The 20,458-nt window shown below is 73.8% G+C and carries 18 protein-coding genes; 10 read left to right on the top strand and 8 right to left on the bottom strand.

What is annotated here, in order from left to right; all coding sequences use genetic code 11:
* Positions 1-59: 59 nt before the first annotated feature.
* Positions 60-1,100, top strand: coding sequence for a hypothetical protein (locus AB0I60_RS20810; protein ID WP_360732069.1), 1,041 nt, complete (start codon positions 60-62; stop codon positions 1,098-1,100).
* A 50-nt stretch (positions 1,101-1,150) separates the two neighbouring features.
* Here AB0I60_RS20810 and AB0I60_RS20805 read toward each other — a convergent pair whose 3' ends face one another.
* Entirely contained in the window at positions 1,151-2,539 is a 1,389-nt protein-coding gene (locus AB0I60_RS20805) for a serine hydrolase domain-containing protein (RefSeq protein ID WP_360732068.1), read from the bottom strand.
* An 87-nt stretch (positions 2,540-2,626) separates the two neighbouring features.
* On the opposite strand from AB0I60_RS20805, the gene AB0I60_RS20800 reads away from it, so the two are divergent.
* Both AB0I60_RS20800 and AB0I60_RS20795 read left to right on the top strand, forming a co-directional pair.
* A complete protein-coding gene (locus tag AB0I60_RS20800; RefSeq protein WP_360732067.1) occupies positions 2,627-3,736 on the top strand; it encodes a sensor histidine kinase in 1,110 nt (369 codons plus the stop codon).
* A complete protein-coding gene (locus AB0I60_RS20795) occupies positions 3,726-4,373 on the top strand; it encodes a response regulator transcription factor (RefSeq protein WP_360732065.1) in 648 nt (215 codons plus the stop codon). The genes AB0I60_RS20800 and AB0I60_RS20795 overlap by 11 nt, the downstream gene beginning before the upstream one ends.
* Here AB0I60_RS20795 and AB0I60_RS20790 read toward each other — a convergent pair.
* Positions 4,349-4,711 (bottom strand): hypothetical protein, encoded by a 363-nt coding sequence (locus AB0I60_RS20790; protein WP_360732064.1) that lies wholly within the window; start codon positions 4,709-4,711, stop codon positions 4,349-4,351. The two genes, AB0I60_RS20795 and AB0I60_RS20790, sit on opposite strands and share 25 nt — an antisense overlap.
* A 22-nt stretch (positions 4,712-4,733) precedes the next feature.
* Positions 4,734-5,099, bottom strand: a complete 366-nt coding sequence (locus AB0I60_RS20785) for a transcriptional regulator (RefSeq protein ID WP_360732063.1) — start codon at positions 5,097-5,099, stop codon at positions 4,734-4,736.
* A gap of 107 nt (positions 5,100-5,206) precedes the next feature.
* Between AB0I60_RS20785 and AB0I60_RS20780 the strand changes: the two genes are divergently transcribed.
* From AB0I60_RS20780 to AB0I60_RS20770, 3 genes are all read left to right on the top strand, one after another.
* A complete protein-coding gene (locus tag AB0I60_RS20780) occupies positions 5,207-6,394 on the top strand; it encodes a helix-turn-helix transcriptional regulator (RefSeq protein WP_360732062.1) in 1,188 nt (395 codons plus the stop codon).
* Positions 6,395-6,444: 50 nt separating this feature from the next.
* Positions 6,445-7,317: a DMT family transporter gene (locus AB0I60_RS20775; RefSeq protein ID WP_360732061.1), complete on the top strand. Its 873-nt coding sequence runs from the start codon at positions 6,445-6,447 to the stop codon at positions 7,315-7,317.
* A gap of 77 nt (positions 7,318-7,394) precedes the next feature.
* Positions 7,395-7,976: a signal peptidase II gene (locus AB0I60_RS20770; protein WP_360732059.1), complete on the top strand. Its 582-nt coding sequence runs from the start codon at positions 7,395-7,397 to the stop codon at positions 7,974-7,976.
* Here the strand turns inward: AB0I60_RS20770 and AB0I60_RS20765 are convergent.
* Positions 7,946-8,650 (bottom strand): SDR family oxidoreductase, encoded by a 705-nt coding sequence (locus AB0I60_RS20765; protein WP_360732057.1) that lies wholly within the window; start codon positions 8,648-8,650, stop codon positions 7,946-7,948. The genes AB0I60_RS20770 and AB0I60_RS20765 overlap by 31 nt on opposite strands.
* 144 nt (positions 8,651-8,794) lie before the next feature.
* Between AB0I60_RS20765 and AB0I60_RS20760 the strand changes: the two genes are divergently transcribed.
* Positions 8,795-9,583, top strand: a complete 789-nt coding sequence (locus AB0I60_RS20760; RefSeq protein ID WP_360732056.1) for a molybdenum cofactor biosynthesis F family protein — start codon at positions 8,795-8,797, stop codon at positions 9,581-9,583.
* 61 nt (positions 9,584-9,644) lie between these two features.
* Here AB0I60_RS20760 and AB0I60_RS20755 read toward each other — a convergent pair whose 3' ends face one another.
* Entirely contained in the window at positions 9,645-10,082 is a 438-nt protein-coding gene (locus AB0I60_RS20755; RefSeq protein WP_360732055.1) for a PPOX class F420-dependent oxidoreductase, read from the bottom strand.
* A 280-nt stretch (positions 10,083-10,362) separates the two neighbouring features.
* On the opposite strand from AB0I60_RS20755, the gene AB0I60_RS20750 reads away from it, so the two are divergent.
* From AB0I60_RS20750 to AB0I60_RS20740, 3 genes are all read left to right on the top strand, one after another.
* Entirely contained in the window at positions 10,363-11,802 is a 1,440-nt protein-coding gene (locus tag AB0I60_RS20750) for a S1 family peptidase (RefSeq protein WP_360732054.1), read from the top strand.
* A 130-nt stretch (positions 11,803-11,932) separates the two neighbouring features.
* Complete coding sequence (locus tag AB0I60_RS20745) at positions 11,933-12,907, top strand: LysR family transcriptional regulator (protein ID WP_360732052.1); 975 nt, start codon at positions 11,933-11,935, stop codon at positions 12,905-12,907.
* A 217-nt stretch (positions 12,908-13,124) separates the two neighbouring features.
* A complete protein-coding gene (locus AB0I60_RS20740; protein ID WP_360732051.1) occupies positions 13,125-15,851 on the top strand; it encodes a BTAD domain-containing putative transcriptional regulator in 2,727 nt (908 codons plus the stop codon).
* Positions 15,852-15,902: 51 nt separating this feature from the next.
* Here the strand turns inward: AB0I60_RS20740 and AB0I60_RS20735 are convergent, their stop codons facing one another.
* From AB0I60_RS20735 to AB0I60_RS20725, 3 genes are all read right to left on the bottom strand, one after another.
* Positions 15,903-17,231, bottom strand: a complete 1,329-nt coding sequence (locus AB0I60_RS20735) for a glutamate decarboxylase (RefSeq protein ID WP_360732323.1) — start codon at positions 17,229-17,231, stop codon at positions 15,903-15,905.
* A gap of 90 nt (positions 17,232-17,321) precedes the next feature.
* Positions 17,322-18,170 (bottom strand): class II glutamine amidotransferase, encoded by an 849-nt coding sequence (locus AB0I60_RS20730; RefSeq protein ID WP_360732049.1) that lies wholly within the window; start codon positions 18,168-18,170, stop codon positions 17,322-17,324.
* A 109-nt stretch (positions 18,171-18,279) separates the two neighbouring features.
* Entirely contained in the window at positions 18,280-20,433 is a 2,154-nt protein-coding gene (locus AB0I60_RS20725; RefSeq protein WP_360732048.1) for an LCP family protein, read from the bottom strand.
* Positions 20,434-20,458 lie beyond the last annotated feature (25 nt).

Below are 20,458 nucleotides of genomic sequence, written 5' to 3'. Positions count from 1 at the left end.
ACGTTCGATTCTGCTCGAAAACCTGGCGCGCAGATCCGCCGAACGGCCACGATCGTGCGGTGCGCAAGCGAATCTGGTCCCTGACGGTCGCGCTCACCCTGGCGACACCCCTGTCCGCAACCGCCGCCGACTCGCCCTGGCAGAACCAACCCCCGGACGGTCGCGGCGCCCTGACCGCCGTCACGTCCGGCCCCGAGGGCACCTGGGCCTTCGGCGAAACCCCCGAAGGCCGGTCCTACGCCCTGCGCTGGACCGACGACTGGCAGCCCGCCCCGATCCCCGACATCGGCCGGGTCCACCACGCCCAGAGCGGCTGGGCGGTGGGCCGGCGCGGCGCGCTGCGCTGGGCCGACGGCTGGCAGCGGGTGCCGGTCGCCGCCCGGCCCGGCACCACCACGACCCTCGAAGCCGTCGAAACCGACCCGCTGGACGGCGCCCGCGCGTGGGCGGTCGGCGCGGAGACCGCGCCCGGCACCCAGCGGCGGCGCGGCGTCGTGCAGCGCTGGGACGGCACCGCGTGGCGCCAGGTGCCGGTGCCGGAGGCCCTGCTCGACGGCTCCAGCGAGCTGACCGGCGTCGAACCGCGCGGCGGCGACGAGGTGTACGTGTTCGGCGTCGACCACGACCGGTCGGGCGACCGCGTGGTGGTGCTGCGGTACGCCGCAGGCGCGTGGACGTCCGTGCCGGTGCCCCGGCGGGCGGGTTACGACGAGCACGTCGCGGGCCACAGCTCGATGGCCGCCCGCCTGGTCGGCTGGACCGCCCCGGTCGGGGCACCGGCCTCCGCGCGCCGGCCGCTGGTGCTGCGGCTGGAACCGGAGACCCGCGAGGTGGTGCGGGAACGGGTCCCCGCCACCGCCGCCGAGCTGACCTCGGCCACCTCCGAGTACGGCACGCCGCTGGCCGTGGGCCACACGGCGGACGGGCGGCCGTTCGCGGTCCGCCTGTCCGGCGACCCGGCGGAGGGCCGGTGGATCGCCGACCCGGTGCCGTCCGTCCGGGGCCGCCTGCTGGCGATCGCCGGGATCGTGGTGCCGGACATCTGGGCGGTGGGCGTCACCCCCGCCAACCGCCCGCTGGTCCTGCGCGACTCGCCCTGACCGCACCGACCCCTCCGGCCCGTCCGTCGACGGACGGGCCGGAGGGCCGATCACGGGGCGGCCGGGCGTCGGGCGCGGTGCGCGACCCCGACCACCAGGACGACCGCGCACGCCACGGCCGTCACCAGCAGCAGCACCGTGAACGTCGGGTAGAGGTAGGCGGCCTGCTGCCACGACACGTCCCGCCCCCGGTACAGGAACCCCACCACCAGGTGGATCGTCGACGCGAGCAGCACCGGCAGCAGCAACGGCAACAACCGCCACCACGGACGGCGCGCGTGCCTGCGGGCGCGCACCACCCCGCGCACGGCCAACGCGACCACACCCGCCGCCAGAGCCAGCAGGACGACGTCCACCACCAGGAACGGATCCGACACCGGCTCGAACGGCCGCCCCTCCACCAGCGCCACGAGACGGTCACCGAGCGCCTGCGCGTCGCCGTACTGCGTCCCGGTGTTGGCCATCACGGCGATCCCGTACCCCGAATCGGGCAGCAGCGCCTGGTAGGCGGTGGACGTGAACAGGTCGCCCCCGTGGTCGATGAGCCGTGCGCCCGAGCCGGTGGTGCCGACGAACCAGCCCAGGCCGTACGAGCCCGCCGACCGGGTGTGCGCGGCGGCGATGCCCTCCGGCGTGGCGATCGACGTGCCGGTGTTCTGCGCGACCAGCCACGACGCCATGTCCCGCGCGGAGCTGAGCACGCCGCCCGACCCGTTGCCGAACGCCGGCGGCTCGGGCAGCGGCACGGCCCCGCCGAGCACCTTGAGGTGCCCGCGAGCGCTGGGCGGCAGGTCGCGTTCGGTGTCGGCGGTGGAGCTGTCGGACATGCGCAGGGGCTCGAACACGTGCCGGCGCAGGTAGTCGGCGAACGTCTCGCCGCTCACCACCTCCACGAGCCGGGCCGCCACCTGGAAGTTCGGGTTGTGGTACTGCCACTTCGCACCCGGGTCCGACGCCAGCGTCGCGTCCCGCAGCGCGGCGACCGCCTCCCGCAGGGTGTCCACGCGGGGCACGGTCGAGGTCGCGTCGGACAGGCCGGAGGTCTGGTCGAGCAGGTGCCGCACGGTGATCCGCCCGGCGCGCGGGTCGGCCGGCGCGAACTCAGGGAGGTGGTCGCGCACCGGGTCGTCCAGGCGCAACCGGCCCGCCTCGGCGAGCTGCACGACGGCCAGCGCGGTGAACGACTTGCTGACCGACGCCACGGCCATCGTCGTGCGCTCGGACACGGCCGTGCCGTCCGGGGTCCGGCCGTACCCGGCCACGCGCACGACGGTCGTTCCGCGCGTGACGGCCACCGCCGCACCGGGCACCCCCGCTTCTTTTCGGTACTCCTCGACCACGCGGTCTATCGCGGCGGCGTCCGGGTTCGCGGTGGTGGTCGTGGTCGGGGCGATCGTGGGGGAGAAGAGCAGGAGCACGGACATGATCGACGTGAACACGCCGCGCAGTCTCGGTCCGCGCGCGGGCTGCCCGCATCGGACCGGAGTCCGAGGTGCGCCGGCCGTGGCGCGGATACCGTGTCGGGCATGAAGCCCTGGCTCGCGACCACCGTGGACGTGGTCGCCTCGGCGTCGGCCGTGGTCGCCGTGGTGCTCCGCACGCCTCAGCACCACGTGTCGGTGTGGGCGCTCGCGGTGGCGCTGGGCGGGTCGCTGGCGCTGCGGCGGTGGCGTCCGGTCGTGGCCCTGGTCGGGACGGTGGTGCTCGGGGTCGTGATGGTCGTCGTCGGCTGCGGCAACGAGACCGTGCCGTTCGCGGTCGCGTGGGCGCTGTACCCGGTGGCGGCGGCGAGACCCGCGCTCCCGCACGCGGTCGGGTCGGTCGCCGCGGTGTGCGGCGCGGGCGTGGCGGTGTGGGCGGTGCCCGGCCTGCCGCTGATCCCGCCGCGCGGCGGTGAGGAGTCGTTCGCCACGTCACCGCTGTCCACGCTGTTCTTCACCGCAGTGGTGATCGTCGCGGCGTGGGCGGTGGCGGCGGCGCTGCGGGTCCGCCGCCGGCAGGCCGCCGAACTGGCCGAATTGCGCACCGGCCGCGCGGTCGCCGAGGAGCGGCTGCGCATCGCCCGTGACATCCACGACGTGGTCGGCCACAACCTGAGTTTGATCACCATGAAAGCGGCCGTCGCCACGCACCTCGCGGGCACCCACCCTGACGAGCAGGGCGCGGCACTGCGCACCATCGAACAGGTCGGCCGGGCGGCGCTGGAGGACGTCCGGGTGGTGCTCGGCCCGTTGCGCGACACGGCCGCACCCTCCCTGGACCGCCTGGTGGACGATGCGCGGGCGGCCGGCGTCGAGGTGGTCGCGGACCTGGTGGACCTGGCCCGCGTGCCGGCCGCCGTGCGGATCTCGGCCTACCGCATCGCGCAGGAGGCGCTGACGAACGTGCGCCGGCACAGCCACCCGCCGACCTGCCGGCTGACCACCGCGCTGGACGGCGACCGGCTGGTGGTGTCGGTCGAGGACGCCGGCACCGGCCCGCCCGGCGTCGGCGAACGCGGCCCGGCCGGGCACGGCCTGCTCGGGATGGGGGAGCGGGCGGCGCTGCACGGCGGCGAGGTCGTCGCCGGCCCCGCGCCCGGCGGCGGCTTCGCGGTGCGGGCGACCCTCCCGTTCGGGACCCGCCGTGCCGGGTGACCGCGTGCGGGTCCTGCTCGCCGACGACGAACCGCTGTTCCGGGACACCGTCCGGGTCCTGCTGGACGCGCAACCCGATCTGGCCGTGGTGGGCGAGGCCGGCACCGGGCGAGAGGCGTGCGCGCTGGCCGAGCGGACCCGGGCCGACGTCGTGCTGATGGACGTCCGGATGCCCGACCTGGACGGCGTCGCGGCGACCCGCCGGATCACCGCGCTGCCCGCAGCGCCGAAGGTGCTCGTGCTGACCACGTTCGACGAGGACGAGGCGGTGCGCGGAGCGCTGCGGGCCGGAGCGGACGGCTTCCTGCTCAAGGACACCCCACCGGCCCGCCTGCTGGACGCGGTCCGCGCGGCGGCGGCGGGTGAGGCACTGCTCGCACCCAGCGTCACCCGCCGGATGATCGAGGACTACCTCACCCGTGCCCCGAGCCCGGACCGACTGACCGGCGTGACCCCGCGCGAGCGGGAAGTGCTCGCACTCATCACGCGGGGCCTGTCGAACCAGGAGATCGAGCAACGCCTGCACCTGAGCCGCCACACCGTGAAGACCCACATCGGCCACCTGATGACGAAATTGATGGCCCGCGACCGTGCCCAACTCGTCATAGCGGGCTACGAAGCCGGCCTGGCCGACTGAACTCCGTGCGTCGCAGGGATCGTCTCGTCCAGCCACACCACATGCACTCGTGACACTCCTGTGGATCGCGCGCTGATCTCGAACAGGATTCGGGCGTTCTCCGCGTTCTGGGAGCGCAAGGGAGCGTGACCGTCCACGGAGTTGACGTCAGCCCGGTCGGCGTAGGCCAGGCCGTAGCCCGCCACACGTGCGTCTTCGGCCTCGCCGTACTCCTCCACGAGCGCGAACAGCCGTGGCGCCCCGCCGGCCGCCAGCTCACGCATGATTGCGGTGAATTGCTTCGCACTCCACGGAAGTCCTGCGATGGTCGGCCCATGACGTTCGGCCGGTTCGGTCATACGATCTTCCTCTCCTTGTCGCTCAGAAGCACAAAGGCCCGTCGGCATTGCCCTGCCTTCCTGTCGAGGAACGGTCGGTGGGGGTGGACGTGGGTATGACCTCGAACAGATCGTTAGAGCACATCGGGGTCAGGGCGACGAGAGCGCCGCCGATGAAGGCCGGACCGGGTTGCAGGAGACCGCTCAGCACCCGTGCGACCGTGGAGCGGTTGACCTCCATCGCCTTGGCAAGTCCGTAGTCCGAGCGGAAGCCCGCGAGCTGTACTGCTCTGGCGAAGGCGTCAGCGCGCAGCCGAATGGTGTACGACACCTCCGCCCCCTCGATCCGGTGTTCCCACGGCCGTGACCAAGAGTGGAATCCCGGTGAGGTGGCGAACAGCGCCGCCACGAGGCACCGGCATCGCCCGAACGGGGCCCGCATGATTCACCGCTACGCTCAACCAGCGGGAACGTCCATCCCCAGGATGCGGTAGGCAGATGCCAGGAGGTCACCCGATGGCGGCACGACGTATCGGCCTCATCCGCGCCAGAAGAGCCGCCGGCTTCACCCAGGAGTCCTTCGCAGAAGCCACACACGTCGACCGCTCCACAGTGGCCCGCTGGGAACAGGGCACCCGCGAGCCACTGCCGTACCAGCGCCCGAAACTGGCTCGGCTGCTGAAGATCACGATGAACGAACTGGACGAGCTGCTGCGCGCCGAGGCGGAAAGCGTTGCGGCGACACAACGTTCGATTCCATCCGCCCGGACAGTGCCCGCACCACGGGTGGTCCGCGCTGAGCTGCTGATGCAGTACGAGACGCTGACGAGCGCCTACCGACAGATCGACTACCAAGCCGGTTCGGCAGCGGTGTACGAGCACACCGTGTCCCAGCTTCACCGGCTGATGGGGATGGCGGACAACGTGCCGTCATCCTGCTACCAGCGGTTCGCTCTGATTCTCGGCGACACCGCCCAGCTGGCCGCCTGGCTGGCAATCGATCACCAGGACTACGGCGCAGCGCGACGCTACACCTCACTGGCGTTGTCCAGCGCGCAAGAAGGTGAGGACCCGCAGCTGCACGCCTACGTGCTGGGGATCATGAGCTACATCCACCTGCACGCGGGTCGAGGGCCGGATGCGGTGCGCCTGCTGCTGGCCGCGCTGCAACTGGCCGAGAACCCCCGCTTCGGCGTTGGCCACGCCGTCCACTCCTGGCTTTCCGAAGCCATGGGGGAGGCGTACGCCCTGGCCGGAGACCACCGGGCGGGAGCAGCAGCGCTGGCCAAGGCCGAGCGGCTGTTCGATGGCGTCGACCAAGCCGACGTACCGGAGTGGCTCGGGTTCTACAACGGCGTCGAGCACATCATGCGATTGAAGGGGCGCTGCCTCGTGCGGCTGGGTGATGGTGCCGCTGCGGTGGTTGCGCTGGAGGAAGCCGTCCGGGCGTTGCCTGTGCACTACGTCCGGGAGCGCTCCGGCACGCTCATCGACCTGGCCATCGCCCACCTGATATCGTCGCGCACCGTCCGGACCTCAGCCGTCGAGCCCGAGGCTGCTGCCGCTGCTGCCCTCGAAGCCTGGGAGCTTGCCGTCCAGACCGGCTCCGGTCGCAACCAGCGTCGAGTGCGCGAGCTGCTGCCCCAGTTTCAGCCCTACAGGCAACTCGGCGCTGTGCGGACGCTTCTGGATGCTGCCCCGTAGCATCGGTCCGTGCTGATCGAACGTGGAGACCGTACCGAAAGCGCCGGGTAATGAACCGCAGGAACTGGCTGCTGCTCGCAACGTTGTCCTTCTTGTGGGGTGCGGCCTACCTGGTTATCGCGGTTGCGTTGCGCGGGTTTCCGCCGGTGATTGTGGTGTTCGGGCGGGTCTTCATCGCTGCACTGATCCTCGTGCCGCTAGCCATTCACCGCGATGTCTTGAAGCCTCTTTTTAAGCACCCGTGGTGGGTGCTCGTGACCGTGCTGGTGCAGTCCACCGCGCCTCTGCTCCTGCTTACTTACGGGCAGCAATGGCTGTCTGCCGGTCTTACGGGCATCCTCATCGGGGCGCAACCGCTGTTTGTCGCAGTACTCGCCACCTGGTTCGCGCCCGACGAGAGGCCGAAGGGTGTCAGGGGAATCTTCGGGCTGGTGTTGGGCTTTGCCGGTATTGCACTGCTGTTCGGGGTGGATATCGGCGGCAGTTCTGACCTGTTTCTCGGTGGCGTTCTGGTCACCGCAGCCGCATTGTGCTACGCCGTCGGCTCGATCCTGATCCACCGCAAACTTGGCTTCGCCGAACCGCTTGGTATGGCGACATCGGCCATGCTGGTGAGTAGTGCGGCAACTGCGATCCCGGCCGCATTGCTGTTGCCGGAGAACGTGCCACAGTTGAGCAGCGCAATTGCCTTGATCACGCTGGGCGTGGTGTTCACGGCTTTGACGTTGTCTGTGTTCTACGGCCTCATCGCGCGCGCTGGACCGGGCAAAGCGACATTGGCGTTCTACCTGTCGCCCGGCGTCACTGTCGTGCTCGGCTGGCTGCTCCTCGACGAGCAGGTGCGGTGGTCCACGGCAGTGGGACTGGCGGCGATCATTGCGGGATCGGTGTTGGTGGCGGGGAGGGCGGAGGTGAGTGGGTGAGCGATGACAGAGCGGTTCGGGTGCGCACGACCCGGCTTCACCGGGCGCGCACCCGGGCTCGACTACCATCGCCGGCGATGACCACCAGTACCCACACCCGCCGCTTCCCGATCGTCGCCGCGTTGGCCGCGACGGTCCTGCTCGTCGACCAGGCGACCAAGTTCTGGGCCGAGTCCACCCTCGTCGGGCGCGCGCCCGTGCCGCTGATCGGGGACTTCCTGCGCCTGCGGCTGCTCTACAACCCCGGCGCGGCGTTCTCGCTGGGCAGCGGCTCGACGTGGATCTTCACCATCGTCGCGGCGGTGGCCGTGGTGGTGCTCGTGCGCTACGCGCTCCGGCCGCAGCCGGTCGGTCGGGCGCTCGCGCTGGCGCTGCTGCTGGGTGGCGCGACCACGCACCTGCTGGACCGGTTGTTCCGGGAGCCGGGGTTCGCGCGCGGGCACGTGGTCGACTTCATCGACTACAACGGCTGGTTCGTGGGCAACGTCGCGGACATCGCGCTGACCGTGGGCGCGGTGCTGCTCGTCCTGTTCGGGATCACCGACCCGGAGGACGAGCCCTCACCGACCGCCGAGCCGACCGGTGAGGGCACGACCGCTGAGCCGGCAGAGTCGAGCGGACCCGTTGATCAGGCCGGGAAGCCGGAGCGGGCGGAGTAGCCGTAGTCGGCCAGCAGCGCGTGACCGTTGAGCGTCGGCGACGTCGCCAGGAACAGCACCTGCCGGGCCACGTCGTCCGGTGACTGCACCGGGAACGCCGCGTCGTCCAGTGCCGCGTCGCCGAGGTCCGCGCGGGCCATCGGCGTGTCCACCACGGACGGGCACACGCAGTTGACCCGCACCCGGTCCAGTTCCACGGCCAGCGCCCGGGTCAGCGCGACCACCGCGCCCTTCGACGCGCAGTACGCCGCCATGCCGGGCGCGGCGACGAACGCCGAGTCGCTGGCCAGCAGCACGATCGCACCGCCGGTCGCCAGGTGCGGGTAGGTGTGCTTGGCCAGCAGCAGTTGCCCGGTCACGTTGACCGCCAGCACGTTCGCCAGGTCCGCCGCCGCCGTGTCCACCAGCGGCGTGCCGACCGGTCCGGACACGCCCGCGCAGCCGACCACCACGTCGAGCCCGCCCAGGTGGGCCACCGCCTCGGCGACCGCCGCCGCCAGGCCCGGTTCGTCGGTCACGTCCGCCCGCACCGCGCGCACGTCGGCCGGCCCGTCGGCCAGGTCGAGCGCCACGACGTCCGCGCCCTCCGCCGCGAACGCCCGCGCGCAGGCCCGGCCGATCCCCGAAGCGCCGCCCGTGACCAGCACCTTCTTGCCCGCAAGCCCGAGTTCCACGACAGCCATCCTGGACGGGCCGGCGGCGGCCCGGGTTGTCGGTCGACGCACCGTCCTTGTCCGCTGCCGCACGACCGCGCACCGGCCGGTTCCCCGGGCCCGCCGCCGGGGCAAGACTGCGATCACGTCGAGAAAGGACCGCCCGTGACCCAAACCGCATCGACCCTGTCGGACACCTCGACCTGGCTGCCCCTGGACGGCCTGGCTCCGGGGTTCGACGCGAACAAGGCGCCCACGGTCGGCGACCTGGACGGCCGCGAGATCACCCTCGACGGCCCGGACGGGCCGCTGCCGACTGCGCGGTTCGCCGGGAGCCGGATCGAGTGGGACGGCGGGACCGACGACTGCGAGACGTTCCTGGTCGACGACGGCCTGTACTACACCCAGTTCCACCCGCAGTCCCGGCCGCAGGAGGCGGTGTCGCTGTTCCTGGACGTGCGCGACGGCCGCGCGCTGCTGGTCACCACGACGATCAACGAGACCGGCGTCCCGCGCGTCACCCAGCGGTTCACGCCCGCGACCATCCGGGACGCGGTGGTGGGCGGCGCCGAGCCCGCGCCGACCCGATCGCTGATCGGCCGCCGGGCCATGTGGGTCTACAGCACCGAGCACGCCTACGAGCACGTCTACCTCAGCCCGCACTGGTACACCTGGCAGTGCCTGGCCGGCCCGGAGAAGGGCCTGGCGGACACCGACGAGAACTCGGCCTACCAGCTGCGGCCCGGCATCTTCGTGTTCACCTGGCGGGAGAAGGTCATCCCGTGCGCGTCGGTCACCGTCGCCGACCACCGCGACGTGCACCGGCTGCGGTCGCACGGCGTGCTGTTCGGCCTGGACGAGTCCGGCGAGCGGCCGACGCACTTCACGTTCGGCGCGCACGGCCGCCTGCTGAGCAACACCGTGCACCCGCAGGAGTACGACCCGGCGTCCTGAGCCGCCCCGGCGGACCGCCGCCGCGTTCGCACCGACCGGGCGAGCGCGGCGGCCCGGACGCCTACCTGTCCTCCAGCACCCCGGGCCGGAACGGCTCGACGCCCACGACGTGGCGGACCTTCGTCGGCTCCACGAGCAGCATCACCCGGCGCTCACCGGGGATGCGCCACTCGTAGCGCTCGGTGCCGACGTACTTGCGCGCCAACCGGTCGATGGACTCCTCGGCCTCCTCGCCGACCACGAACTCCACCACCCGGCCCCGGATCTCCACCCGGTCGTACGGGTTGGCACCGTCCACACAGGACAGCGACACGCGCGGGTCGCGGCGCAGGTTCTCCTCCTTCACCCGGCCCAGGGCGGTGTTGAGCACGACGAGGTCGCCTTCCAGGTCCACCCACATCGGGGTCACCTGCGGCGAGCCGTCGGGGTTCACGGTGGCCAGGTGCCAGAAGTTCGGTGCCCTGAGCCTGGCCCGGACCAGGTCTGTCAACGCGGCCACGCCGCTCCCTCCGCCGGATGTGGTGGTAGGTGTCCGATTGTGGCCGTGGCCGGGTGCCGGTGTCACCCCGCCGCGTGCCTCGAAGCCGCCGCCGACAGTGCCTGCGCAGCGCGTCGGACCAGGGGTTTCGGCGGTGCTATGGCGATCTGTGATCTCCCCGGCCGGACGGGCGCGGACTACGTTCGGGTGAACCGCCGGGGCGGGCCGTCGACAGCCCGCCTCCGCCGCACCCCCTGCCGCGCGGCCTTCGGCGGTCCCCTGCACCGCGAGGAGATCCAGCATGTCCAGACTGCGCCTGTCACCGGTCGTCGCGCTGGTGGTGATGACCACCGTCGGGGGTTTCGCGGTGGCCGCGACACCGGCCCTCGGCGAGCCCTCGGCCGCCGAGCAGCCGGTGCTCGCCGCGATGCGGCGCGACCTCGGCGTCGCCGACCCGGTCGCCCGGCTCGCCGCCGAGCGCGTCGCGGCCCAGGCGGACCGGGGGCTGCGCGCGGCCCTCGGCCCGCGCCTGGGCGGCAGTTGGTTCGACGCCGAGCGGGGTGCGCTCGTCGTCGCGGTCACCGACGAGCGGGCCGCCGCGACCGTGCGGGCCCGGGGTGCGGAACCCCGGGTCGTGCGCCGCTCGGAGGCCGCGCTCGACTCGGCCAAGGCGCGGCTGGACCGCGCGGCGGCGAGTGCTCCGGCGGGCGTGCCGGGGTGGCAGACGGACCCGGCGGCCAACGCCGTCGTGGTCAAGCACGCGCCCGGGGCGGCGGACCGGGCGCGTGCGTGGGTCGCCGCCACCGGGGCGGACCCGGCGGCGGTGATCTACGCCGAGAGCCTGGAGCGCCCGCGCCCGCTGATCGACGTCGTGGGCGGCAACCGGTACTGGACCAGCAAGTACGGCTGCTCGGTCGGGTTCCCCGTGCAGGGCGGGTTCATCACCGCCGGGCACTGCGGCGAGGTCGGCGAGACGACCACGCAGCCGGGCGGCCGGTTCGAGGGCTCCAGCTTCCCGACCGACGACATGGCGTTCGTGCGCACCAGCGCGGGGGAGACCCCGGTCGGCGCGGTGAACGACTACAACGGCGGCCGGGTCGCCGTGAAGGGGTCGCAGGAGGCGCCGGTCGGCGCGGCGATCTGCCGGTCCGGTGGTACGACCGGCTGGCACTGCGGCACCATCCGGTCCCGCAACGCGACCGTCGACTACGGCCCGGAGATCGGCAAGGTCTACGAGGCCATCGAGACCACGGTGTGCGCCGAGCCCGGCGACTCCGGCGGTTCGGCGATCTCCGACGGCCAGGCCCAGGGCGTGACCTCGGGCGGGTCCGGCGACTGCAAGGGCGGCGCGGCCACCACCTACTTCCAGCCGGTGGCCGAGATCCTGCGCACGTACGGCGTCACGCTGCTGACCTCGGACGGCGGTCCGGGCACGCCGCCGGGCTGCGGCACGTCCGCGACCGGCACGGTCACCTCCGGCGGCAGCGCGGTGCAGCCGACGGCCGGGTCGTACGACGCGGGTGCGGGCGCGCACAAGGGCTGCCTGAAGGGCCCGGCGGGCTCCGACTTCGACCTGTACCTGCAGAAGCAGAGCGGGACGACGTGGCGCACGGTCGCGTCCGGCACGGGTCCCGACTCGACCGAGACGGTCACCTACACCGGGACGGCCGGCAAGTACCGGTGGCTGGTCCGCTCCTACAGCGGGTCCGGCCGGTTCACCCTGGAGACGACCAGGCCGTAGCTCCCACCACGCACCGGGTCAGGGGTCCGCACCGCTGCGGACCCCTTTCCCGCGCGCGCCGGACGGCGGTACGGTCGCGGGACCACCCAGGGGCGGGCGGACCCGCCTGCGCGGGGAGTGCGGAGGTCCCGTGGAGCTGGAAGTGCGCCACCTGCGCGCGTTGGCCGCGATCGACGACACCGGCAGCCTCACCCGGGCCGCCCGGCTGCTGGGCATGACCCAGCCCGCGCTGTCCGGCCTGCTCAAGCGCATCGAGCACAGCGTCGGCGGCCCGCTGTTCTTCCGCGCCGAGTACGGCTGCCTGCCCACGCCGCTGGGCACCGAGGTGCTGGGCGAGGCGCGGGTGGTGCTCAGCAGCATGTCCGCGATCGCCGAGCGGGTGGGCGAGTGGTCCCGGCGCGGCGGGCCGTCGGACCCGCTGCGAGTCGGCGGCTACTGCGGGTACCTGCACGTCGAGGTGAGCCGGTGGCTGCGCGACCAGCCGTGGTGCGCGGACGTGAGCGTGCAGGAGGACATGGACGAGCGGATCGGCGTGGAGAAGGTCGCCATCGGGGAGACGGACCTGGCGCTGGTCTACCGGCCGCCGCTGGCGGGCCTGACCACGCCGCCGGGCGTGGCCAGCGCGCTCGTGCACCCGGCGGAGCCGGTGTTCGTGATGATGGCGCACGACCACCCGATCGCCCGGTCGGGCCCGGTGCCGCTGGCCGACATCTTCGACCACGCCTGGGTGGACGAGCCGCCGGGCGCGACCCGCTGGTGGACCTACCTGAGCCAGGTGTGCCACGAGCACGGCCTCGCGCTGCGCCAGCCGCACAACCCGCAGTGCCTGGCCACGCTGCTGGAGCTGGTGCGGGCGAAGCTCGCGGTGGGCCCGGCCCTGGCGACCAGCCGTGACCACCCGGACAGCATCGTGGTGCGCGCGATCGAGGGCACGCCGATGTGGCAGGAACTGCGGCTGTTCTACCGGCCGGGCACCGTGGTGGCCGAGCACATCGAGGAGATCCACCACCAGGTCATGGTGGCGTACGCGGCGCGGCGCGGGTGCAGCCCGGCGTTCGACGCCTGGTGGTTCGAACGGGGCCGTGAGCTGCTGCCCGCCGTCTGATGCCCGATCCGCCCGCTGCGCGCGACGCCCGCCGGACCCGCCGCCCGCCCGCCGAGTGGTCTGGACCATTCGGGGCACCCGGTGGCCGGCCGCCCGGCGCGTGCCGGAGAATTCGCCGCCGGTCGTGTCGGTGCACGACCGTTCGGGTGAGCGCGGTGCGCGGCGACGCCACCGGCCGTGGCACGCGGACGCACCAGCAGTCGGGTCGGGAGCGCTGATGGAGGTAAGGATCGCCCTGTTGGGCGAGGTGGTGGCCCACGTGGGCGGACAGCGGGTGGACCTCGGGCCCGCCAAGCAGCGGTGCGTGCTGGCCGCGCTGGCGGTCGACCTCGACCGCGCCGTGCCGGTGGAGCGGCTGACCGAGCGGGTGTGGGGTGCCCGGCCGCCCCTGCGCGCCCGCGACACGCTGTCCAGCTACCTGTCGCGGCTGCGCCGGGTCGGCCTCGCGCTCGACCGCCGGTCCGGCGGGTACGCCCTGGTCGCCGAGGAGGGCGCGGTCGACCTGCACCGGTTCCGCGCGCTGTGCGCCCAAGCCCGCACCGGCGGCGACGACCGCGCGGCGGCGCTGTTCGCCGAGGCGCTCGACCTGTGGCGCGGCGACCCGCTGGGCGGCCTGGACGGCGACTGGGCGGCCGGCGAGCGCGGCCGGCTGCGCCAGGAGCGGCTGGGCGTGCAGACCGAGCTGACCGACGTGCGGCTGCGCCTGGGCCAGGGCGCGGGCCTGGTGGCCGAGCTGTCCGGCCGGGTCGCGGAGCACCCGCTGGACGAGCGGGTCGCCGCCCAGTACCTGCTGGCCCTGCACCGGGCGGGGCGCGCGGCCGACGCCCTGGAGCACTACCGGGTCGTGCACGCCCGGCTGGCGGCCGAACTCGGCACCGACCCCGGCGCGGCGCTGCGCGACCTGCACGGCCGCATCCTCCAGGGCGACCCCGCGCTGGACGGGGCGGCCCGCCCGGCACCCGCCGCCGTCCCGCGCCAACTGCCCGCCGCGCCCGCGCCGTTCGTCGGCAGGCACCACGAGCTGGACCGGCTGGACGCGGCGCTGGCCCGGTCCGGCGGCACGGTGGTCATCTCCGCGATCGCGGGCGCTGGCGGCATCGGCAAGACCTGGTTGGCCCTGCACTGGGCGCACCGCAACCTGGACCGGTTCCCGGACGGCCAGCTCTTCGTGGACCTGCGCGGCTTCAGCCCGGACGGCACGCCGATCAGCTCCGGCGCGGCGGTCCGGGGCTTCCTCGACGCGCTGGGCGCGGACCCCGCCAAGGTCCCCGTCGACCCGCACGCCCGGTCGGCGCTGTTCCGCAGCCTGGTGGCGGACAAGCGGATGCTGGTCGTGCTGGACAACGCCGCCGACACCGCCCAGGTCGCCGACCTGCTGCCGGGTACCTCCTGCACGGTCCTGGTGACCAGCCGCAACCGGCTGTCCGGCCTGGTCACCGCCCACTCGGCGGAGCACCTGCCGCTGGACCGGCTCGCCGACGCCGAGGCCCGCGCGCTGCTGGCCGACCGGCTGGGCGCGGACCGGGTCGCCGCCGAGCCCGGCGCGGTGGCCGAGCTGGTCGCGCTGTGCGGCGGCTACCCGCTCGCGCTGAGCATCGTCGCGGGTCGGGCCTCGGCGGGCCACCCGCTCGCCGCCCTGGTCGCCGACCTGCGGGAGTTCGGCCTGGTCGCGCTGGACGACGGCGACCCGGAGGCGAGCCTGCCGGCGGTGTTCTCCTGGTCGCACCGCACGCTCACCGACGACCAGGCGCGGCTGTTCGCGCTGCTGGGCGTGGCACCGGGCCCGGACATCGGCCTGGCGGCGGCAGCCGCGCTGGCCGGCCTGCCGCCGGTCCGGGTGCGGACCCTGCTGCGCGAGCTGGACCAGGCGTCGCTGCTGGCGCAGGACGCCTCCGGCCGGTACCGGATGCACGACCTGGTCCGCCGGTACGCCGCCGACCGGGCCGCCGACCTGGACACCACGGCCGCGCTGCGCCGGCTGACCGCCTTCCACCTGCACACCGGCCACGCCGGGAACCTGCTGCTGCACCCGTACGTCACCCCGATCGACCTCGACCCGCTGCCCGCCGACGTGCGGCCGGTGCCGCTGGCCGACGACGCGGCGGCGCTGGCCTGGTTCGACGCCGAGCACGCCTGCCTGCTGGCCACCGCCGACGCGGCGCGCGAGCGGGGCGACGACCTCGCGGTGTGGCAGCTCGCCTGGACGGTGAACAACTACCACTTCCGCCGGGGCGACCGGCACAACCAGCTCGCGCTGTGGGAGCGGGCGCTCGCGGCGGCCCGACGGCTGGACGACCCGGCCGCGCAGGTCCTCGCGCACCGCAACACCGGCCGCGCGCTGGCCGACGTCGACCGGCCCGAAGAGGCCATGGACCACCTCTACCAGGCGCTGGAGCTGGCCGAGCGGTCCGGTGCGCGGGCCGACGAGGCGCACACCCACCACGCGCTGAGCTGGTCGTGGATCCAGCGCGGCGACGACGAGCGCGCCCTGTCGCACGCCACCAGCTCGCTGGCCATCCACCGCACCCTGGGCAACCCGGCGTGGGAGGCGGACGCCCTCAACGCCGTGGGCTGGTGCGCGGCCCGCCTGGGCCGCCACGACCACGCCCGCGAGCACTGCCGGGCCGCGCTCGACCTGCACCGCACCCACCAGGACCGGGACGGCCAGGCGGACACCTTGGACAGCCTCGGGTTCATCGACCACCAGACCGGCAACCACCAGGACGCCGTCGAGCACTACACGGCGGCCGTCGCGCTCTACCGCGAACTCGGCAACAGCTACCAGGCGGTCAACACCCTGGACCGGCTCGCGGAGTCCCTGCTCGCGGTCGGCCGCGCCGAGGACGCCCGGACGGCGTGGCAGGAGGCCGAGGGCCTGTACCGGGCCCAGCAACGCGCCGAGGAAGCCGACGAGGTGCTCCGGAAACTCGCCACCACGACCTGACCGCGCGCAGTCGCGCACCCCGCGCCGACACCGGGACGGGCCGGCCGGGCGTCACGCGGGGTGCGGCGGGGCGGCGCCGTGCGAGAACGAGGCGGACTCCGGGCCGTGACGCGGGGCGCCCTGCGCGCGCAGCGTCGGCAGCGCGCTCGTCAGCGCCTCCACCAGCAGGTCGGCCAGGTCGTGGGTGAAGCCGTTGCGCACCACGACCCGCAGCACCTCCAGGTCCTGCCGGTCGGCCGGGAAGCGGTACGCCGGGACCAGCCACCCCCGTTCCCGCAGCGCCGCCGAGACGTCGTAGACCGAGTAGCCGCGCTCGCCGTCGGCCAGCGCGAACGCGAACACCGGCAACTGGGTGCCGTCGGTGAGCAGGCGGAACGCGCCCAGCCCGGCGATCCGCGCGGCCAAGTCGGTGGCGACGTCCCGCGAGTACTGCTGCACCCGCCGCAGCCCCTCCCGGCCCAGCCGCAGGAACGTGTAGTACTGGGCGACGACCTGCGCGCCCGGCCGGGAGAAGTTCAGCGCGAACGTCGGCATCTCCCCGCCCAGGTAGTCGACCTTGAACACCAGGTCGGCGGGCAGGGCCGACGCGTCGCGCCACACCACCCAGCCGACGCCGGGGTAGACCAGCCCGTACTTGTGGCCGGAGGTGTTGATCGAGGCCACCCGCGGCAGGCCGAAGTCCCACACCAGGTCCGGGTCGCAGAACGGGGCGACCATCGCGCCGGACGCGCCGTCCACGTGCACCGGGACGTCGAGCCCGGTGGTGGCCTGGAAGGCGTCCAGCGCGGCGCAGATCTCCGCGACCGGCTCGTAGCTGCCGTCGAAGGTCGAGCCGAGGACCGCGACGACGCCGACGGTGTTCTCGTCGCAGCGCGCGGCGGCCTCGTCGGCGGTCAGGTGGAAGCGGTCGCCCGACATCGGCACCAACCGCGCCTCCACGTCCCAGTAGTCGGCGAACTTCTCCCAGCACACCTGGACGTTCGCGCCCATCACGAGGTTGGGCCGGTCGGTGGGCAGCCCGGCGGCGCGGCGGCGGTGCTGCCACCGCCGCTTGAGCGCCAGGCCGGCGAGCATGGACGCCTCGCTGGAACCGGTGGTCGAACAGCCCGTGGCGTGGTCCGGGTCGGCCGCGTGCCACAGGTCGGCGAGCATCCGCACGCACCGCTGCTCCAGGTCGGCGGTGCGCGGGTACTCGTCCTTGTCGATCATGTTCTTGTCGAGGCACTCGACCATCAGCGCCCGCGCCCGGGGCTCCATCCAGGTGGTGACGAACGTGGCCAGGTTGAGCCGCGCGTTGCCGTCGAGCATCAGCTCGTCGTGCACCACCTGGTAGGCGGTGTCCGCGTCGAGCTCCCCGTCCGGGAGCCGGTTGCGCGGGATGCGGGCTGGCTCGTCGGTGAACACCGGGTTGATCGACACGTGGTCGCGGCCGGAGTCCGGCGGGTGGTCGAGCGGCACGGGTCTCGCCTTTCACCGTTGGGAGGCGGCGGCGCGCGCGCCGAGCGCGCGCAGGGACAGCGGGTGCCGGGGCGGGTGGTCCACGACCGTGCGGCGGCTGGTGCGCAGGTCGCCGTCGACGTGCAGCAGCTCGCCGGGCCGCAGCGCCTGCCAGCCCGGGTCCTCGTCCATCCGCTCGGTGGCGACCACGACAGCGGGGTGGTCGGCCAGCGCGCCGGAACGCGCCCTGATCCGGCCCGCCGCGCCGGCGTGCTCCAAGTGCCGCCCGCGCGGCTCGCGGTGCAGCGCGAACAGCTCGTGCGTGTCCGGGTAGCGCAGCGCCCACAGCTCGGTCTTCGTGGTCAGCACCAGGTTCACCGCGTACACCGGCAGCGCGTCGGCGACCCAGCGCGCGGCGGCGGCGATGCCCTCGCCGACGTCCCCGAGCGCCTCGGCGTGCTTGGTGATCAGCGTGAACAGCCGCTCCGAGTCGGTGTCGCCCGCGACCAGGTCGCGGTGGTCGCCCAGTTCGGCATCCAGCCGGGACAGGTCGCCGACCACGCCGTTGTGCGCGAACAGCCGGCCGTGCTGCTCGAACGAGTGAGTGTTGCGCGGTTCGACACCGCCGGTCGAGGCGTAGCGGACGTGCGCGAGGAACGTCGTGGACTCGCGCTCACGGGCGTCGCGCGCGAACCGCTCGTCCTCGTAGGCGGCGATCGGCTGCTTGTCGACGTGCGGCGTGCCGTCGGCGTCGAACCACCCGAGCCCGGTGCCGTCCGGCTCGCGCCTGCTCTGCCGGGCCAGGCTGTCCGGCGCTTCCAGCAGCCAGAACGCGGCGTGCACGCGCAGCGGCGCGGCGGACAGCCCGAACAGCCGGCACATCACGCACCTGCCAGGCGAGGTCGGCTCACCCGCCCAGCCAAGCACCGACCCCGCCCCGCCGCAGCCCGTGCCGCTCCTCTTTCGGGTGGCAGCGGGTGCCTTGGGGCGGTCAGTTGACGCAGCGGGTGTCGGTCGGAGCGGTGGCGGGCTCGGCGTCCTTCGGGGGACTGGTCAGCAGGTCCGCGACGAACCGGCGTACCTGCTCCTCGTCCACGGGCAGGACGCCGTCCCCGGCCGCGCTCGGCGTGCCGACCGGGATCGTGGTGAAGCGGACGTCCCGCGCGGTCAGGGCGCGCAGGTGGGAAGCGAATTCGAGCAGGTCCCAGCTCTCGTCGAGCACCATCGACTTCTGCAGGGCCGTCGCCAGGCCGGTCACCGCCGAGGGGTTGGTCAGGGTCCCCGCCGAGAGCACCTTGCCCACCAGCGCCGCCAGGAACACCTGCTGGCGGTCGAGGTGGTCGAGGTCGCCGCGCGGCAGGCCGTGCCGCTGGCGGAGGAACGACAGGGCGTCCGCGCCGGCCAGCGACTGCCGGCCCGCCGGGAAGTCCGCGCCCGACCCGCTGTCGCGCACCGGGCCGTTCAGGCACACCTCGACGCCGCCGATCTCCTGGCTGATCAGGTAGAAGCCGTACAGGTTGAGTTCGGCGAACCGGTCCACGCGCACGCCCGTGAGCTGCTGCACGGCCCCGACCAGCGCCTTGCGCCCGGCGAGGTCGCCGTCCCGGCCCGGCGCGGAGCGCGCGGTGTCGAAGACCCCGCGCACCGGCCCCTGCCCGCCGCCGGGCATCGCGACGCGGACGTCGCGCGGGATCGAGGCGACGACGGCCTTGCTGCCGTCGTGGGGCACGCGGATCAGCAGCAGCGTGTCGGTGTTCGAGCCGGGGGACTGCTCGGTGCGCAACTGGCGCAGCACGTCGTCCGGCAACGCGTTGCCCTTGGTGTCGGTCCGGCTGTCGCTGCCGACGAACAGGATGTCTGTCGCGCCGTCGCCGGCGTCCGGGCTGCTGGGCACGTCGAGCACACCGGCCTGCTGCACCTCGCCGTCCAGGCCGCTCAACGCCACCCACGTGAGGCCGGCCGCCAGGAGCACGACGACGGCGGCGACCGCCACGGCCCCGCGCCCCAGGTCGTGCCTCCACCGCTTCGGCTCGTGCTGCTCGACCAGCTCGGTGATGGCGGCGGGGGGTTCGGCGGGCGGCTCGGGCTCGACCACGCGGCCCGCCGTGGGCTCCTCGTCGCGGCGCGGCCCGAAGCCGAACGCCTTGGTCGGGCCGGCCACGTCGGTCGGCGCGACCCCCATCGTCTCCGCTGATCCGGCCTCCGCCTCCTCGGCCCGGACGGCGTCCGGCGTCGAGTCCGCTGGGGTTGCGTCGGACAAGGCTGCGTCTGCCGGTGGTGCGTCCTGCGGCACGGCTGCGGTGGTCGGGACGGTGTCGGCGGTCTCCCGCGTCGCGGCTGCGGTGAGGGCGTCGCGGAACTCGGTGGCCGTGGCGTGGCGAAGGGCGGGATCGGTCGCCAGGGCCTTGACCAGCACCGCCATCACCGGCTCGGGCACGCCCGGGATCGCGGGGACCGGCTGGTCGTGCATCCGGATGATCTCCGGCAGGCTCGGCGTGCCGCTCGCGGGGAACCTCGGCGGGCGGCCGGTGATCAGCGCGTGCAGGGTGGCGGCCAGCGCGAAGACGTCCGCCTGCGCGGTGGGCCGCTCCTGCCGGAACGCCTCCGGGGCCGCGTACGACGGGGTGAGCGCGGTGAGGCTGGCGGACGACTCGCGGCCGGGCTCGGCCAGCGCCGCGAGGCCGAAATCGGCCAGGCCGCACATGCCGTACCGGTTGACCAGGATGTTGGCCGGCTTGATGTCGCGGTGCAAAACGCCGACCTCGTGCGCGGCGGCCAGCGCGTCGGCGATCTTCACGCCCAGCGCGCACGCCTCCGCGACGCTCAGCGGACCGACGTGCTGGAGCCGGTCGAACAGCGAGCCGCCGGTGCACAGTTCCATGACCAGGTAGGGGCGTCCGTCGTCCAGCACGCCGGCGTCGTAGACGTCCACGACGTGCGGGTGGCCGGACAACCGGCCCGCCGCACGGGCCTCGCGCAGGAACCGCCGCCGGTCGTCCTCGTCCAGCACCATCCGGCTGTCCACCTTGACCGCGACCTCGCGGTCCACGGTGACCTGCACGGCCCGGTAGACGACGCCGAACCCTCCTCGGCCCACCACGTCGACGACCGAGTAGCCGGGCACCCGGGGATGAGAGGTCTGCACGGCCGGAAGTCTAGATCTCGTTGCA

The sequence above is a fragment of the Actinosynnema sp. NPDC050436 genome (assembly GCF_040655415.1).
Classification (GTDB): domain Bacteria; phylum Actinomycetota; class Actinomycetes; order Mycobacteriales; family Pseudonocardiaceae; genus Actinosynnema.
The sequence above is the reverse complement of the archived record's forward strand: the minus strand, read 5'-3'. Positions and strand labels throughout refer to the sequence as shown.

Bases quoted from the DNA above. Each gene is read 5' to 3' on its own strand.
- AB0I60_RS20775 (WP_360732061.1), top strand. From the start codon at position 6,445: ATGAACCGCAGGAACTGGCTGCTGCTCGCAACGTTGTCCTTCTTGTGG.
- AB0I60_RS20740 (WP_360732051.1), top strand. From the start codon at position 13,125: ATGGAGGTAAGGATCGCCCTGTTGGGCGAGGTGGTGGCCCACGTGGGC.
- AB0I60_RS20730 (WP_360732049.1), bottom strand. From the start codon at position 18,170: ATGTGCCGGCTGTTCGGGCTGTCCGCCGCGCCGCTGCGCGTGCACGCC.
- AB0I60_RS20790 (WP_360732064.1), bottom strand. From the start codon at position 4,711: ATGACCGAACCGGCCGAACGTCATGGGCCGACCATCGCAGGACTTCCG.
- AB0I60_RS20770 (WP_360732059.1), top strand. From the start codon at position 7,395: ATGACCACCAGTACCCACACCCGCCGCTTCCCGATCGTCGCCGCGTTG.
- AB0I60_RS20780 (WP_360732062.1), top strand. From the start codon at position 5,207: ATGGCGGCACGACGTATCGGCCTCATCCGCGCCAGAAGAGCCGCCGGC.
- AB0I60_RS20750 (WP_360732054.1), top strand. From the start codon at position 10,363: ATGTCCAGACTGCGCCTGTCACCGGTCGTCGCGCTGGTGGTGATGACC.
- AB0I60_RS20800 (WP_360732067.1), top strand. From the start codon at position 2,627: ATGAAGCCCTGGCTCGCGACCACCGTGGACGTGGTCGCCTCGGCGTCG.